The organism is Streptosporangium sp. NPDC004631, assembly GCF_053601935.1.
Map to the genome: position 1 here is coordinate 86,032 of NZ_JBSGCR010000007.1, position 16,420 is coordinate 102,451.

Here is a 16,420-nt window from a genome sequence, read left to right on the forward strand (position 1 = left end):
CGGGGAGGGGTTCAGGCGGCGGGCAGCCGGTTGACGGGGTGGTCGCCGGTGGCCCAGAGATGCTGAACGGCGTACGCCCGCCAGGGCCGCCAGGCGGCGGCGTGGCGGGTGAGCGCGGCGGGCGTGGCGGGAAGGCCGGCCTGGCGGGCGGCGGTGCGGATCCCCAGGTCGGTGGGGACGAACGCGTCGGGATCGCCGAGGGCGCGCATGGCGATGGTCTCGACGGTCCAGGGGCCGAGCCCCGGCAGCGCCGAGAGCTGCGCGCGGGCTCGGTGCCAGTCGCCGCCGACGCTGAGGTCGATCTCGTCGGCGGCCAGGGCGGCGACCAGCCCGGTGAGCGTGGCGCGGCGTGCCCGGGGGAGGGCGAGTTCCGCCGGGTCCAGCCCGGCCAGCGCCGCCGGGCCGGGGAAGAGACGGCTGAGGCCCCCCTCGGGGTCCGTGATCGGTTCGCCGTACGCGGTGACCAGCCGGGCGGCGTGGGTGCGGGCGGCAGAGGTGGACACCTGCTGCCCGAGCACCGCGCGCACCGCGAACTCGGACGCGTCGACGGTCCTGGGCACCCGGCGGCCGGGCTCCTTCTCCACGAGGGGGGCGAGCGCCGGGTCGCCGCTGAGCAGGTCGTCGACGGCGACGGGGTCGGCGTCGAGGTCGAGCAGGTGCCGGCACCTGCTGATCGCGGTGGAGAGGTCGCGGAGGTCGGTGAGGGCCAGCCGGCAGCCGACGTGGTCCGGCAGCGGGCGCAGGGTGACGACCCCGTGGCCGTGCGGCAGGCGCAGCGTGCGACGGTACGCGCCGTCGCGCCACTCCTCCACCCCGGGGACGGCGGTCGCGGCGAGGTGCCCGAACAGGTTGCCGGGGCAGAGCGGAGACCGGAACGGCAGCCGCAGCGACAGCACCCCGGGGGTGGTCGCCGGGCGGCCCCGGGCGACGCGATCCCGTAGCCGGGTCGGGGTCAGGGCGAAGACCTCCCGCACGGTGTCGTTGAACGCCCGGATGCTGGCGAATCCGGCGGCGAAGGCGATGTCGGCCATCGGCAGGGCGCTGGTCTCGATCAGCAGCCGGGCGGTCTGGGCCCGCTGCGCCCGTGCCAGCGCGAGCGGGCCCGCCCCGAGCTCGGCGCGCAGCTGCCGTTCGACCTGGCGCGTGCTGTAGCCGAGCTGCGCGGCCAGGCCGGGCACTCCGTCACGGTCCACGACGCCGTCCGCGATCATGCGCATCGCCCGGGCCACGACGTCGGCGCGGTGGTTCCACTCCGGGGAGCCCGGGCTGGCGTCGGGCCGGCAGCGTTTGCACGCCCGGAATCCGGCCAGTTGCGCCGCGGCGGCGCTGGGGTAGAAGCGCATGTTCTCGATCTTGGGTGGTACCGCCGGGCAGCTCGGCCGGCAGTAGATCCCGGTGGTGATCACCGCGCCGAAGAACCACCCGTCGAACCGGGCGTCCCTGGACCGCACAGCCCGCATACACCGTTCCACGTCCTCATGCATACCGCCAGCATCGTCCTTGGCCACCCCGCTGGGCTAGCGGAAATCCGACATGACCCGCACCGGCCGGGCTCGTCGCGCCGGTGCGGTCGCGAACTCACCGGGCCGCCCCCGCCGCCGGATCGGAGTCGGACGGGGGCCGGAGCGGGGCCGGATCGCGGCTCTGGCCGATAGCCGGAAGAGGAGGTCTCCGATGGGATATTGTGCCCGCCGGGTGAACTTTTCGGATACGAAAATATGCAAGTTAGGAAACTTTACTAACTTTCATTGACATTCCGCGGAATCGCTTGCCACTATGCCGTGTGCGGTTCGGCGCGGCGTCCACGACGGGACGTGAGGTGCTCAGTGAGAGATGCGCCGCCCCGGCCGTAGCTCGCACGACGTCGCAGGCGACGCCGTGACCCTCGTCTCTTTCCCCCCTTCAGGAGACAAGCTCGTGACCTCAACGAAGCCTTACTCCGTTTCCCGCCGGCTCCTGTCCGCCGCCGTGACGATCACCGCCCTCCTCGCGAGCGGCCTGGTCACCGTCGGTCCCGCCGAAGCCGCCGAAACCCTGCTCTCGCAGGGCATGCCGACCTACCCCTTCACACCCGCCCCGATGCCGACGACGACCCCCACCGTGCCCCCCGGCGGCACCTTCGTGGTCGCGGCGGCCGGCGACATCGCCGAGCGGTGCACCGCGAGCTCCAGCTCGTGCGTCCACCCCAAGACCGCCGCGCAGGTTCGGGCGATGAACCCCGAGTACGTCCTCACCATGGGCGACAACCAGTACAGCGACGGCCGGCTGTCGGACTACCAGAAGTACTACGACAAGACCTGGGGCGCGTTCAAGAGCAAGACCCGCCCGGTCCCCGGCAACCACGAGACCTACGACCCGGCGGGCGCCTACGCCGGATACAAGGGCTACTTCGGCTCCCTCGCCACCCCGCAGGGCAAGACCTACTACAGCTACGACCGGGGCAACTGGCACTTCATCGCCCTCGACTCCAACAACTTCAACCAGCCGGCCCAGATCAACTGGCTCAAGGCCGACCTGGCCGCCAACACCAGGGGGTGCGTCGCCGCCTACTGGCACCACCCGCTGTTCAGCTCGGGCGAGCACGGCAACGCCCCGGTGAGCAGGCCGGTCTGGAAGATCCTCTACGACGCCCGGGCCGATCTGGTGCTCAACGGGCACGACCACCACTACGAGCGGTTCGCCCCGCAGAACCCCGACGCCAAGGCCGACCCCAACGGCATGGTGGAGATCCTCGGCGGCATGGGCGGCGCCTCGCCGTACCGGATCCAGAACGTCCAGCCCAACAGCCAGAAGCGGCTGGCGAACACCTACGGCGTGCTCAAGCTGAACCTCGCCCCCGCCGCCTTCTCCTGGCAGCTGATCGGGACCGACGGCTCGGTCAAGGACACCGGCCCCACCTACGCCTGCCACTAGATGTACATCTCGGCAAGCCGGACCGCGGACGGAGTACGTCCGCGGTCCCGGCTCTCCTGGGCGGTTCCCCGGAACGTGCTCGCGCTCGGCGCGGTCAGCCTGGTCACCGACGTCTCCTCGGAGATGGTCACGGCCGTGCTCCCGCTCTATCTGACGCTCTTCCTCGGGCTCAGCCCGCTGCAGTTCGGCCTGCTCGACGGGCTCTCCTTCGGCGTGACCGCGCTGGTCCGCCTCACCGGGGGAAACCTCGCCGACCGGTGGCAGCGGCGCAAGCTCGTCGCGGGGATCGGCTACGGGCTGTCGGCGCTCTGCAAGCCGGCCCTGCTGGCGGCGGGCGGCTCCGTCGTGGCGCTGGGCGCGGTGATCGCCGTCGACCGGGCCGGCAAGGGGCTGCGCACGGCTCCACGGGACGCGCTGATCTCGCTGAGCGTCCCGCCCGACCGGCTCGGGCAGGCGTTCGGCGCGCACCGCGCGATGGACACCGTCGGCGCGCTGCTCGGCCCGCTGGCGGCGTTCGCCATCCTGACGGGCACCGGCGGGGCGTACGACGCGGTGTTCGTGGCAGGCTTCTGCGTGGCCGCGCTCGGCGTGCTGCTGCTGGTCATGTACGTCCGCGACCGGTCCACACCGCTGCCCGGCCCGCGCTCGGCCACCTCGCCGCGCGCCGCGCTCGGGCTGCTCCGCGACGCCGCCTTCCGGCGGGTGTGCGCGGTGGCCGTGGCCCTCGGCCTGGTCACCGTCGGTGACGCGTTCGTCTACCTGCTGCTGCAGAGGCGCGGCGGGATCGACGCCGCGTACTTTCCGCTCCTGCCGATCGGCACGGCCGCCGTCTACCTGCTGCTCGCCGTACCCGCCGGACGGCTCGCCGACCGGCTGGGCCGGCTTCCGGTCTTCCTGGCCGGGCACGTCGCCCTGATCGCCGCCTACCTCGTACTGCTCGGGCCGGGGTGGCCGGTCGCCGTGCTGGCCCTGCACGGGGTCTTCTACGCCGCCACCGACGGCGTGCTGATGGCCGTGGCCGGGCCGATGCTCCCCGCCCACCTGCGCACCAGTGGCCTGGCCCTGCTCCAGACCGGCCAGGCGTCGGCCCGGACGCTGTCCTCCGTCCTGTTCGGCGCGGTCTGGACGCTGTGGGGGAGTACCCAGGGGCTGGCCGTCATGGCGGCCGGGCTCGCGGTCTGCGTGCTCGGCGCCCGGTCCGTGATGAGGAGACACGCGTGACCTCCGTCCCGTTTCCCGTACTTCCCGCGCACCCCGTACTCCGCGTGCGTCCCGTGTCCCGCGCGTCCCGCGTCCCCTCCGCAGTCCCCGCGGCCGGTGTCCGAGCCGTCGGAGGGAGGCCGTCATGACCCCGGCCCGGCGTCTGGCGGTGCTGCTCTCCGCCCTCGTCCTGCTGGGCGGCGCGGCGGCCGGCTACGCCTCCTGGGCCGCACGTCGTGAGGCCCGCCCGGCCTCGGCGGCGGCCGGGCCGCTCCGTCCGGGGCAGCTGATGTTCCTGACGACCGGCGGCCGGGTCGCCGGGGTGCCCCTGGGGGAGACCAGGGCCTCCTCTCCGGCCGTTCCCACGACCGCGTCGCCGGTTCTCCCGACCGCGTCGCCGGTTCTCCCGACCGCTTCCTCAGCCGTCCCCGCGGCTTCTCCGGCCGTTCCCCCGGCCGTCTCCACAGCCCTTCCCTCGCTCGTAGGGCCGGTCTGCGACCGGTTCTCCACGGCGGGCGGCACCTCGATCTGCCTGGTCGCCAACCCGGGCGTACCGGCCACCACGGACGCGGTGATCCTCGACCGCTCCATGCGGGAGACCCGCCGGATCAAGCTGGCCGGGATCCCGAACCGGGCGAGGGTGTCGCCGAGCGGCCGCATGGTCTCGTGGACCGTCTTCGTCACCGGCGACTCCTACAGCCAGGGGGGCTTCTCCACCTGGACCGGGATCCTCGACACCCGCACCGGCTACGCGGTCACCAACATCGAGGACATCCCGCTGACCCTGAACGGCCGCCGCCACCACGCGCCCGACGTGAACTACTGGGGCGTCACCTTCGCCGCCGACGACAACAGGTTCTACGCGACCGTGGCCACCCGCGGCGGCACGTACCTCGTCGAGGGCGACTACCGCGAGTGGCGGGCGCGGACGCTCAGGGAGAACGTCGAGTGCCCGTCGCTCTCGCCCGACGGCACCCGGCTGGTGTTCAAGAAACGGGTCTCCGCCGACCCGCGTCGCATGTGGCGGCTCCATCTTCTGGACCTGTCCACCATGCGGGAGACGCCGCTGGCCGAGACCGCGAGCGTCGACGACCAGGCGGCCTGGCTCGATGGACGGACCGTGATGTACGCCAAAGGCTCGGATGTCTGGTCGGTCCCCGCGGACGGTTCCGGCACCCCGGCCCCGCTGGTGAGGGGGGCCGCGTCCCCGGTCGTCGTCCCGTAGACCTTAGTCGTACTTCTCGTGAAGGAACATCGGATCATCCCCGAAGGGGAGGCGGGCACCCCGGCCAATTGCGATGATCGCGGTGTCGTGTTTCCGATGCGAGGAGATAGCGGGCGATGACCTTCGTACGACGTTCCAACCGGGGGCTCACGATCGTCGGACTCGGCATGAGCGCGGTGCTCATGACCTGGGCCGTCGCGCCGGCCGCGCCGGCCGCGGTGACCGGCCCCGGACCGGCGGCGGAGCTCGGAGCCGGATCGGCGCCGTCGGGGGCCGGGCGGGCGGTGCCGGCCGGGATCGACCGTCAGGCGCTCCGGCGCACCCTCGCGGAGATCCGGCGGGCCGGCATGTACGGCGTCTACTCCAGCGTGCGGGACGGCGACGCGTCCTGGGACGGGGCGGCCGGGGTCGCCGACGTGCGCACCGGCCGGCCGGTCCACTCCGGGATGCTCCACCGGGTCGGCAGCGTCACCAAGACCTTCGTCGCGGTGGCCATCCTCCAGCAGGTCGAGCGGGGGCTGATCGAGCTCGACGCGCCCGTCGCCCGTTACCTGCCGGACCTGATCCCCGCCGAGCGCGGCCAGAAGATCACGGTGCGGATGCTGCTCAACCACACCAGCGGCATCGCCGACTACATCGGCGGGGCCTTCCCCTCCCTGCTCCGCGGGACCACCGAGAGCCTGGACGACAACCGTTTCCGCGCCCTCCGCCCCGAGGAACTGGTGGGGTTCGGCCTGGCGGCCCCGTCCACGGGCGAGCCCGGACAGCACTGGTCCTACTCCAACACCAACTACATAATCGCCGGGCTGCTGCTGGAGAAGGTGACCGGCACCCCGGCCGAGTCGTACATCACCCGGCAGGTGATCCGCAGGGCCGGGCTGCGCGACACGTCCTTCCCCACCACGCCGATCATCCCCGGACCGCACTCCAAGGCCTACGAGTCGTTCTACGGGCTCATCGATCCGCCGCGCGACTACAGCGTCTACAACATGTCGTGGGCGGGCATGGCCGGCGCGATCGTCTCGACCACCGGCGACCTCGACCGGTTCTACCGGGAGCTGCTGGGCGGCAGGCTCCTGAAGCCCGCGCAGCTCGCGCAGATGCAGACCACGGTGCCGGTCACCGACGGGCAGGGCAACGTGATGGTGAACTACGGCCTCGGCATCTACGCCGAGGACCTGCCCTGCGGCCGATTCTGGGGCCACGACGGGGCCGTGTGGGGCACGGGCACGATCTCGCTGTCCGCCCCGGACGGCCGCCGCCAGATCTCCCTCGGGATCAACCTGATGAAGTACCAGCGGTTCGACGCGAACGGCGTGCTCCAGCCGCACCCGATCGACGACGCGCTCGGAACCCACATTTTCCAGGCCCTGTGCGGGCCCGGCGCGACGCTCTCGAAGGGCGGCCACCCCTTCCGGCCCTTCCCGACCCAGCAGACCCTCGTCAAGAGGTAACCGCCCGGGGCCGCCTCCGGCTCCGGGCGGCCGGAGGCGCCGCCGGTTCAGCGCCTGTTCGCCTCCACGGACGGCTCGGGGAGGCCGGGGCGGTGCCCGTCCGCCGGTTCAGCGCCGGCGGTGGTGCGCCTTCCAGCGTCTCCACTTCGCCTTCCAGCCTCGGTAGCCGTGGCCCCCGCCGCGGGCGTGCGTCCCCGCGGGCTCGTCCGCCCGGGGGGCGCCGCTCCGGGGTTCGTCACCGCGCCGCTCACCGGCGCGGCGCTCGGCCTCCAGGAGCTTGTCCAGCCCCGGGGTGTAGCCGCCGCCGAATCGGCTCATGTCCGGGTGACGGAAGGAGGACGGGGCGACGTTCCGCAGCGCGGCGGACATCGACGACACCCAGATGGGGCCGGGCAGGGAGGCGCCCTGGACCTGACCGTAGTACTCGCCGCCGATCGTCACGTCGCGCAGCGGGTGGCGGTAGGAGCCCCGGATGTCGCCCAGGCTGACCGCGGCGGCCATGTCGGGGGTGTAGCCGGCGAACCACGCCGAGGTGTAGCCGTTGTTGGTGCCGGTCTTACCCCCCGCGTCGCGGCCGATGCTCTGGCCCGTCATGGTGCCCTTGGTGAACACCCCGGACAGGATGTGGTTCACCGCGTCGGCCACGCCACGATCGATCGCCTGCCCGCAGCTCGGCGGCACGGTGGTGCGGGTGCCGTCCCGCTCGACCATGTCGAGGATGGCCATCGGGCGGCAGTAGCGACCGCGCGCGCCGAACGCGGCGAACGCCGCCGCCACCGTCACCGGGTCCATCTCGTTGACCCCGAGGGTGAAGGTCGGGACCTCGCGCAGCGGCGTGCCGTCCGCGCGGGCCACGCCGAGCGCCTTGGCGGTCTTGATCACCTGGCAGAGGCCGACCCGCCGCTCCAGCATCATGTAGAAGATGTTCACCGACTTCCAGGTGCCGGTGGAGATGCTCTGCGGGCCACCGCTCCCCTCGCCGCTGGCGTTGAAGATCTCCGCGTTGGGGTCGTTCACCCGGCGCCCCCGGCAGTCGCGGTAGCCGCCGGCGGGCACGAACCGGCCCGGCGTCATGAAGCCGTCGTCGAACCGCCAGCCCTGGCCCAGCGCGGTGGCCAGGGTGAACACCTTGAACGTGGACCCGGCCTGGAAACCCATGCCGCCGCCGTGGGCCACGTCGGCCGGCAGGTTGTAGGTGGTGCTGGGGCCGTTCCTGACGTTGCCGGAGTTGCGGCCGTATCTCTTGCTCGCGGCCATCGCCCTGATCCGCCCGGTTCCCGGTTCGACCATCGCCTCTGCCGCGACCTCGGTGTCCTCCGGGGACACCCGGGAGGAGATGGCCCGCTGCGCGGCCCGCTGGACGTTCGGGGCCAGGGTGGTCCGCAGCACGATGCCGCCCCTGGCCAGGCGGCGCTCCCGCTCGGCGCGGCTGTGACCGAACACCGGGTTGTTCAGCAGTTCCCGGTGGACGTAGAGGCAGAAGTAGGAGTAGGGGCTCCCGCCGCAGCCGCCGGGTTCCGGCTTCAGGCGGATGTCCAGCGGCTTGCGCTTGGTGGCCTCGGCCTGGGCCTGGGGAATGTTCCCCACCTGGGCCATCCGGTCCAGGACGATGTCCCGGCGCTCCCGCAGGCGCTGGCGGCGCTGCCGGCCCAGCGAGGGGTCCGTCGAGTACGGCGTGCGCACCGCGCCGGCCAGCGTCGCGGCCTGCCGCAGCGACAGCCTCGACGCCGGGACGGAGAAGAACCGCTGGGCCGCGGCCTCGACCCCGAACGCCCCCGCGCCGAAGTAGGCGATGTTGAGATAGCGTTCCAGGATCTCGGCCTTGGAGTACTTGTTCTCCATCGCCAGCGCGTACCGCAGCTCGTTGATCTTGCGCCTGATGCTCGGTTCACGGGCCCTGGCCCGCTCGGCGTCGGTCTCGGCGTTCTCGATCAGGATGTTCTTCACGAGCTGCTGGGTGAGCGAGGATCCGCCCTGCCGTACCCCGCCGGCCTGGGTGTTGGTCACCAGCGCCCGCAGTGTCCCCTTGATGTCCAGGCCCGCGTGCTCGTAGAACCGGGAGTCCTCGATCGCCACGATCGCCTGGCGCATGACCGGGGCGACCTGGTCGAGCCTCACGATCTTCCGGTTCTCCGTGTAGAACTGGGCGAACTGCCTGCCGTTCTTGTCCAGGAGCACCGTGCGCTCGGGGAGCGGGTCCTCGCGCGGGCTGGGCGGCAGGTCGATGAAGGTGCGCGCGACCCCGTTGGTGGTGATCCCGGCCCCGCCGACCACCGGCAGGGCCACGGCTCCCATCAGCAGCCCGCCGAGCACCCCGCAGAACGCCAGCCCTCGCAGGCACGCACCGGCCCCGCGCCTCACCTCAGATGATCGCTCTGTCACGGATAGTAACGTGCGGTCGGATGACCAAGGACAAACACCCGGCCGTCAGTCTTTACCCTTCCTGGACCACTTCCCTGCTGACCCGCAGGCCCAGGGAGGCGAACTGCTCGAACGGGCGGTGATAGCCCCGCTCGATGTGGTGCACCCCGCGCAGCGTGGAGGTGCCCTCCGCCGCCGCGGCGGCGAGGACCGCGGAGAAGCCGGCCCGGATGTCGGGCAGGGTCACGTCGGCGCCGCGCAGCTTCGACACCCCCCGCACGACCGCCGAGTGCTTGGCGTTGGTGTCGTGGTAGCGGCAGGCCGGGCCGCCGAGGCACACGTCGAAGACCTCGATCTCGCACCCCATCTTCTGCAGCGCGGGCACGTAGACCAGCCGGTTCTCGAACACGGTCTCGTGCAGCACCGACATGCCCTGGGCCTGTGTGAACAGGACCATCAGCGGCGTCTGCCAGTCGGTCATGAACCCCGGGTGCGTGTCGGTCTGCACCGCCGCGGCCCGCAGGCCGTCCGGCGCCGACGCCGACACGTAGTCGTCGGTGATGTCCATCTCGGCGCCCATCCGGGCCAGGGTGGTGATCGCGGTGACCAGGCGGTCCTGCGGGCACCCGTGCACGCGGACCTCACCGCCGGTGATCAGGCCGGCCGCCAGGTAGGAGAACGCCTCGATCCGGTCGCCGTTGAGCCAGGTGGAGGCGCCGCGCAGCCGCTCCACCCCCTCGATCACGATGCGCCGGTCCGGGCTGAGCTCGATGCGCGCGCCCATCCGCTGCAGGAACAGGGCGAGCTCCACCACCTCCGGCTCCATGGCCGCCCCCTTGAGCACGGTCTTGCCCTCGGCCAGCACCGCCGACATCAGGATCGTCTCGGTCGCGCCCACGCTCGGATAGGGCAGCTCGATCCGGGTCCCGCGCAGTCGCTTGGCCCTGGCGTAGACGCCGGTGTCGCTCACCTCGACCTCCGCGCCCATCGCGCGCAGCGCCTCGACGTGGAAGTCGACGGGGCGGCGCCCGATCGGGTCGCCGCCGACCAGCGGGACGAACGCCTCGCCCGCCAGGTGCAGCAGCGGGCCCAGCATCAGGATGGGGATCCGGTTGAGGCCGGTGAACGCCGCGGGTACGTGTGGGTTGATCTGCGCCCCCTGGGCGACCCTGATCTCGCGAGGGGTGATCTCCACGTCGATGCCGAGCGCCCGCAGCATCTGCGCGGTGATCTCGACCTCACCCACGTCGGGGGCGTTGTGGATCGTGCTCTCCCCGATGCCCAGCATCGCGGCGACCATGTGCTTGGAGACGCCGTTCTTGGACCCGCGGACCTCGACGTCGCCGCGGAGCGGCCCGGAGGGCTCGATCAGCCATACCTCTTCGTTCACTCCGACAGCGTAACGGGATTCGTCTCACGTCCCGGGGACCACGGGCCGGGGGATCGGTAACATCGGGCACATCAGTACAGACATAAGTACAGCGGGTAGGGGGGCACACATTGCGGCATGTGCGCGATTTCACAGTCACCGTGCTGGTGCTGGGCCTTCTCGGAGTGGCCGCCGGTGTCCTGTGGTCGTATCTCGCGCCGCGCCCGCCGTACGTGGTGACCGGTCAGGGGCCGACCCTGGCCGACCCCTCCACTCAGGCGCTCATCGCGGCGGACGGCTGGTTCGCCGTGGTCACCGGCGTCCTCGGGCTGGCGTGCGGCGCCGTCGGCTACAGCCTGTCGCGCCGGGGGCGCCCGCTCGCCGCGGTCCTCGGCCTGGCCGGGGGCGGCCTGCTCGGCGGATACCTCGCGCTGCTGGTGGGCCGGGCCGTCAACCTCGGCGCGACGACCGTCGCCGCCTCGGGACCGGCGGTGTCGGTGGTGCCGGGGCCGCTCGACCTGACCGCGCGCGGGGTGCTGTACGCCTGGCCGACGCTGGCCGTCGGCCTGTTCTTCGTCCTGGAGGGCGTCGCGGGCTACCGTGACTCGCCGCTCCGCCGCCCGTTCGGCGGGCGGGACCCCTACGGGCCGCTGTCCGACTACGACATCAGCCGCCGGTAGGGTCCCCGCCCCTCGCGACGCCGGTGCCATCGGTGGCGGGGTCAGCGGCAGGGCGGCCTGCGCGTGCCGTGGCCGGTGGCCCGCTCGAAGGCGTGGGCCAGCCGCAGCACCTCCAGGTCGGCGAAGGGGCGTCCGACGATCTGCACGCCCACCGGGAGCCCGCCGGGGGTGAACCCGCACGGCACCGAGGCCGCAGGGGCGTGCAGCACGCTGATCCAGTAGGCGGAGCGCATCCACGCCAGGTAGTCGGGCAGCGCCTCCCCGTTGATCTCCGAGACGTACGGCGCCTCCACCGGGAACGGCGGCACCTGACTGACCGGCGCCACCAGGAAGTCGTAGGCGGCGAAGAAGTCGCGCATCCGCAGGTAGAGGCCGCTGCGGAGCCGCTCGGCCCTGGCCAGGTCCGCCCCCGTCACGCCGAGGCCCTGCTCGACGTTCCAGCGCACGTTGGGGCCCAGCCGTTCACGGGGCAGGTCGCCGTAGGACAGCGCGTAGTACCACGCCCGGTAGATCCGGAAGGCGTCCTCGGCGTCCGACAGGTCCACCTCCACCCGCTCCACCCGGGCGCCCAGCCGGGCGAGCACCGCCGGGGCGTCCGCGGTGACCTTCGCCGTCTCCACGTCCACCGGCAGCCCGCCCAGGTCGGGGCTCCACGCCACGCGCAGCCCCGTCAGGTCCGTCTCCAGCGGCTCGGCGAAGGCCGCGCCGCTCTCGGCGATCGACAGGGGGGAGGCGGCGTCGAATCCGGAGACCACGCTCATCAGCAGCGCCAGGTCCGCCACGGTGCGGGCCATCGGCCCCGGTACGCCGAGGGTGAACCACGCGGCCGCCGGCGAGGGCGAGGGCACCCGCCCCGGCGTCGGGCGCAGCCCGACCACGTTGCAGAAGGAGGCCGGGTTGCGCAGCGAGCCGCCCATGTCGGAGCCGTCGGCCAGGGGCACCATCCCGGTCGCCAGCGCGGCGGCGGCCCCGCCGCTGCTGCCGCCCGCCGACCTCGACAGGTCGTAGGGGTTGCGGGTGGCGCCGAAAAGCTCGTTCACCGTGTGGGAGCCGGTGCCGAACTCCGGGGTGTTGGTCTTGCCGATCGTGATCGCCCCGGCCTCGCGCATCCGCCGCACGATGGGGGAGTCGCTGCCGGGGACGTGGCCGGCGAAGAGCGGCGAGCCGTAGGTGGTGCGGATCCCCGCGGTGTCGGTGAGGTCCTTGTGCGCGACCGGCAGCCCGTGGAGCGGCCCGCGGGGGCGCCCCCGAGCCAGATCCCGGTCGGCCTCCGCCGCCTGGCGGAGCGCGCGTTCGGCCACCAGGGTGACGATCGCGTTGACGCGCGGGTTCACCTCCTCGATCCGGTTCAGGTGCGCCCGGAGCAGCTCGACCGCGCCGATCTGCCGGGTGCGCAGCAGTTCCACCATCTCGGTGGCTGTCAGGTAGAACATCTGCTTCCCCCGATCGGTTACGGCCTGGGCCGAGTCTCACCGAAGAGCACCCCCGGCGCCTCGGCAACCTTCGACAGGATTTCCCGTGGGACCGTCGGCGGAACGGCGGAACGGCGGGGCGGTGGCGGGGCGGCCGGTCGGTGACGCGGTGCCGCGGCCGGGCGGTGGGGCGGCGGGGGCTACCCCGCCTTGCCGATGGGGGCGGTGACCGCCCCCGCCAGCCGTACCAGCTCCGCCGGGGCCGTCTCGATCTGCAGCCCCCGGCGTCCCGCGGAGAAGTAGACCGTCTCGAAGTCCAGGGCCGAGGCGTCGACGACGGTCGGCAGTCGTCTGCGCTGCCCCAGCGGGCTGATCCCGCCCACCACGTAGCCGGTGACCCGCTCCACCTTGGCCGCGTCGGCCATCGAGGCCCGCTTGCCCCCGAGCGCCGAGGCCAGGGCTTTGAGGTCCAGCCTGCCGGCCACCGGCACCACCGCGACGGCCAGCTCGCCGTCCACCTCGGCCACCAGCGTCTTGAAGATCCGCTCGTACGGCACGCCGAGCGCGTCGGCCGCCTCCTCGCCGTAGGCCTGGGCGGTCGCGTCGTGCTCGTAGGGGTGGAGGGTGAAATGCGCTCCGGCCTGGGCCAGCGCCACCGCCGCCGGGGTTTTCCGGTCTCCCCTGTTCCTGCTCTTGCTCACGGGGGAATTGTAGTGCCCAATCAAAATCTACAATGTAAAGATGGTGTCCGGATGGCGGACGGAACGATAGCGGTTGCCGGGCCTCCGTAGACTGGACAGGTGATTTCCCGTACCGACCTGCGCGGGGTCCTGCCGAAGGACCTGCGCGACGTGCTGCCCCGTGCCGAGCTCGACGTTGAGGCCGCCCTGGAGAAGGTGCGGCTGATCTGCGAGGACGTGCGGCATCGTGGCGCACGAGCCGTGCGAGAGCTGACCGCAAGGTTCGACGGTGTCGAACTGGAGTCCACCCGGGTGCCCGTGGAGGCGATCACCGGGGCGCTGCGGGAGCTGGACCCGAGGGTCCGCGCCGCCCTGGAGGAGTCGATCCGCCGCGCCCGGCTCGTCCACCGCGACCAGCGGCGCACCGACGTCACCACCCGGGTGGTGCCCGGCGGCACCGTCACCGAGCGCTGGGTCCCCGTCGAGCGCGTGGGCCTCTACGTCCCCGGCGGTCGGGCGGTCTACCCCTCCAGCGTGGTCATGAACGTCGTCCCCGCCCAGGAGGCCGGGGTCCCCTCCCTCGCCGTCACCTCACCGGCCCAGAAGGAGTTCGGCGGGCTGCCGCACCCGGCCATCCTGGCCGCGTGCGCGCTGCTCGGCGTGGACGAGGTCTACGCCGTCGGCGGCGCCCAGGCGGTGGCGATGTTCGCCTACGGCACCGAGGAGTGCCCGCCGGTCACCATGGTCACCGGTCCGGGCAACATCTGGGTCACCGCCGCCAAACGGCTGCTCAAGGGCCGGATCGGCATCGACTCCGAGGCCGGGCCCACCGAGATCGCCATCCTCGCCGACGCGACGGCCGACCCCGTGCACGTGGCCGCCGACCTGATCAGCCAGGCCGAGCACGACACGATCGCCGCCGCCGTGCTCGTCACCGACTCCGCCGAGCTGGCCGACGCCGTCGAGCGCGAGCTGCCCGGGCAGGTGGCCGAGACCAAGCACGCCGGGCGCGTCACCGAGGCTCTGGCCGGCCGCCAGTCGGGCATCCTGCTGGTCGACGACATGGAGGCCGGGCTGCGCGTCGTCGACGCCTACGCCGCCGAGCACCTGGAGATCCACACCGCCGACGCGCCCGCGCTCGCCGCCCGGGTCCGCAACGCCGGCGCGATCTTCGTCGGCACCTACGCGCCGGTCTCGCTCGGCGACTACCTCGCCGGATCCAACCACGTGCTGCCCACCGGAGGCTGCGCCTGCCACTCCTCCGGCCTGTCGGTGCAGACCTTCCTGCGCGGCATCCACGTCGTCGACTACAGCCGGGAGGCCCTGGCCGGCGCCGCCGCGCACGTGTGCGTGCTCGCCGACGCCGAGGACCTGCCCGCGCACGGCGCGGCGATCCGCGCCAGGTTCGACTGGGGGATCCCCTCATGAGGCTTGAGGACCTGCCGATCCGGGACGACCTGCGGGGACGGTCGCCCTACGGCGCCCCCCAGATCGACGTCCCGGTGCGGCTCAACACCAACGAGAACCCCTACGGGCCCTCCGCGGCCCTGGTCGCCGACCTGGCCGAGGCCGTACGGCGCGGCGCGGCCGAGCTCAACCGCTACCCCGACCGTGACGCCGTCGCCCTCCGCCGGGATCTGGCCGCCTACCTCGGCCACGGCCTGGGCGTGGAACAGGTCTGGGCGGCCAACGGCTCCAACGAGGTGATCCAGCAGATCCTGCAGGCGTTCGGCGGCCCCGGCCGCAGCGCGCTCGGCTTCGAGCCCTCCTACTCGATGCACCCGATCATCACCACCGGCGCCTCGACCGAGTGGATCCCCGGGGCGCGCGAGGAGGACTTCGGGATCGACCCGGGCAAGGCCGTCGCGCTGATCGAGGAGCACCGGCCCGACGTCGTCTTCCTGACCTCGCCCAACAACCCGACCGGCACCGCGCTCGCGCCGGAGGTGATCGCCCGGATCGTCGAGGCCGCGCCCGGCATGGTCGTGGTGGACGAGGCGTACTTCGAGTTCGCCCGGACCGGCACGCCGTCCGCGCTGACCCTGCTGCCGGGCAGTCCCCGGCTCATCGTCACGCGGACCATGTCCAAGGCGTTCGCCATGGCGGGCACCCGGCTCGGCTACCTCGCCGCCCACCCGGCGGTGATCGAGGCCCTGCTCCTGGTCCGCCTGCCCTACCACCTGTCGACGCTCACCCAGACGGCGGCGCGGACGGCGCTCGCCCACCGGGCCGAGCTGCTCGGCACCGTCGAGGCGCTGCGGGCCGAGCGGGACGCGACGGTGGAGTGGCTGCGGGGCAGGGGGCTGGAGGTCGCGGACTCGGACGCCAACTTCGTGTTGTTCGGCCGTTTCCCGGACAGGCACGCGATCTGGGAGGGCATGCTCGACCGCGGGGTGCTGATCCGCGAGGTGGGCCCGCCCGGGTGGCTGCGAGTGTCCGTCGGAACGACGGAGGAGATGGCGGCCTTCCGCGCCGCCCTGGAGGGAACGCTGTGAGCAGTCTTGCCGGAACCGAGCCGGCGAAGCGCCTCGGCAGGGTGGAGCGCGCGACCAAGGAGACCTCGGTGCTGGTCGAGGTCGACCTCGACGGCACCGGATACGTCGACGTGTCGACCGGTGTCGGGTTCTTCGACCACATGCTGAACCAGCTCGGCAAGCACGGCCTGTTCGACCTGACCGTGAAGACCGAGGGCGACCTGCACATCGACTCGCACCACACGATCGAGGACACCTCGCTCGCCCTGGGGGCCGCGTTCCGCGAGGCTCTGGGCGACAAGTCGGGGATCCGGCGGTTCGGTAGCGCGTCCTGCCCGCTGGACGAGTCCCTCGCCCAGGTCACGGTCGATCTGTCCGGCCGGCCGTACCTCGTGCACACCGAGCCCGGAGGCATGGCCCCGATGATCGGCCCGGAGTACGACACCACGATGACCAGGCACATCCTGGAGTCGTTCGTCGCCCAGGCCGCGATCTGCCTGCACGTCCACGTGCCCTACGGCCGTAACGCCCACCACATCGTCGAGGCGCAGTTCAAGGCCCTGGCCAGGGCGCTGCGCGAGGCGTCGGAGCTCGACCCCCGGGCCACCGGGGTGCCGAGCACCAAGGGCGTCCTGTGAGCGGCCGGCCGGAG

The 16,420-nt window shown here is 72.7% G+C and carries 13 protein-coding genes; 8 read left to right on the forward strand and 5 right to left on the reverse strand.

Features of this window, described 5'->3' with window-relative positions; genetic code table 11:
- Positions 1-11: 11 nt before the first annotated feature.
- A complete protein-coding gene (locus ACWEF2_RS09535; RefSeq protein WP_453813538.1) occupies positions 12-1,460 on the reverse strand; it encodes an AlkA N-terminal domain-containing protein in 1,449 nt (482 codons plus the stop codon).
- Positions 1,461-1,917: 457 nt separating this feature from the next.
- On the opposite strand from ACWEF2_RS09535, the gene ACWEF2_RS09540 reads away from it, so the two are divergent.
- From ACWEF2_RS09540 to ACWEF2_RS09555, 4 genes are all read left to right on the forward strand, one after another.
- A complete protein-coding gene (locus ACWEF2_RS09540; protein WP_453813540.1) occupies positions 1,918-2,913 on the forward strand; it encodes a metallophosphoesterase family protein in 996 nt (331 codons plus the stop codon).
- 75 nt (positions 2,914-2,988) lie between these two features.
- Positions 2,989-4,134: an MFS transporter gene (locus ACWEF2_RS09545; RefSeq protein ID WP_453813542.1), complete on the forward strand. Its 1,146-nt coding sequence runs from the start codon at positions 2,989-2,991 to the stop codon at positions 4,132-4,134.
- Positions 4,135-4,258: 124 nt separating this feature from the next.
- Positions 4,259-5,338, forward strand: coding sequence for a TolB family protein (locus ACWEF2_RS09550; protein ID WP_453813544.1), 1,080 nt, complete (start codon positions 4,259-4,261; stop codon positions 5,336-5,338).
- A gap of 116 nt (positions 5,339-5,454) precedes the next feature.
- The gene (locus ACWEF2_RS09555; RefSeq protein ID WP_453813546.1) at positions 5,455-6,792 is read left to right on the forward strand and encodes a serine hydrolase domain-containing protein; all 1,338 of its coding nucleotides are present in this window, start codon (positions 5,455-5,457) and stop codon (positions 6,790-6,792) included.
- 108 nt (positions 6,793-6,900) lie between these two features.
- On the opposite strand, the gene ACWEF2_RS09560 is transcribed toward ACWEF2_RS09555, so the two are convergent.
- Together ACWEF2_RS09560 and murA are read right to left on the reverse strand one after the other, a co-directional pair.
- Positions 6,901-9,153: a transglycosylase domain-containing protein gene (locus tag ACWEF2_RS09560; protein ID WP_453813548.1), complete on the reverse strand. Its 2,253-nt coding sequence runs from the start codon at positions 9,151-9,153 to the stop codon at positions 6,901-6,903.
- A gap of 73 nt (positions 9,154-9,226) precedes the next feature.
- On the reverse strand, positions 9,227-10,543 hold the full coding sequence (gene murA / locus ACWEF2_RS09565; RefSeq protein WP_355590155.1) for a UDP-N-acetylglucosamine 1-carboxyvinyltransferase: 1,317 nt from the start codon (positions 10,541-10,543) through the stop codon (positions 9,227-9,229).
- Between the two features lie 119 nt (positions 10,544-10,662).
- Between murA and ACWEF2_RS09570 the strand changes: the two genes are divergently transcribed.
- Complete coding sequence (locus ACWEF2_RS09570) at positions 10,663-11,202, forward strand: hypothetical protein (protein WP_453813551.1); 540 nt, start codon at positions 10,663-10,665, stop codon at positions 11,200-11,202.
- A 41-nt stretch (positions 11,203-11,243) separates the two neighbouring features.
- On the opposite strand, the gene ACWEF2_RS09575 is transcribed toward ACWEF2_RS09570, so the two are convergent.
- Positions 11,244-12,635, reverse strand: coding sequence for an amidase (locus tag ACWEF2_RS09575; protein ID WP_453813553.1), 1,392 nt, complete (start codon positions 12,633-12,635; stop codon positions 11,244-11,246).
- A 179-nt stretch (positions 12,636-12,814) separates the two neighbouring features.
- The gene (gene ybaK / locus ACWEF2_RS09580; protein WP_453813555.1) at positions 12,815-13,315 is read right to left on the reverse strand and encodes a Cys-tRNA(Pro) deacylase; all 501 of its coding nucleotides are present in this window, start codon (positions 13,313-13,315) and stop codon (positions 12,815-12,817) included.
- Positions 13,316-13,414: 99 nt separating this feature from the next.
- On the opposite strand from ybaK, the gene hisD reads away from it, so the two are divergent.
- The 3 genes from hisD to hisB are packed head-to-tail and all read left to right on the forward strand — an operon-like array spanning position 13,415 to position 16,406.
- A complete protein-coding gene (gene hisD, locus ACWEF2_RS09585; RefSeq protein ID WP_453813556.1) occupies positions 13,415-14,722 on the forward strand; it encodes a histidinol dehydrogenase in 1,308 nt (435 codons plus the stop codon).
- The gene (locus ACWEF2_RS09590; protein WP_453813558.1) at positions 14,719-15,789 is read left to right on the forward strand and encodes a histidinol-phosphate transaminase; all 1,071 of its coding nucleotides are present in this window, start codon (positions 14,719-14,721) and stop codon (positions 15,787-15,789) included. The genes hisD and ACWEF2_RS09590 overlap by 4 nt, the downstream gene beginning before the upstream one ends.
- The gene (hisB, locus tag ACWEF2_RS09595; RefSeq protein WP_453813560.1) at positions 15,786-16,406 is read left to right on the forward strand and encodes an imidazoleglycerol-phosphate dehydratase HisB; all 621 of its coding nucleotides are present in this window, start codon (positions 15,786-15,788) and stop codon (positions 16,404-16,406) included. The genes ACWEF2_RS09590 and hisB overlap by 4 nt, the downstream gene beginning before the upstream one ends.
- Positions 16,407-16,420 lie beyond the last annotated feature (14 nt).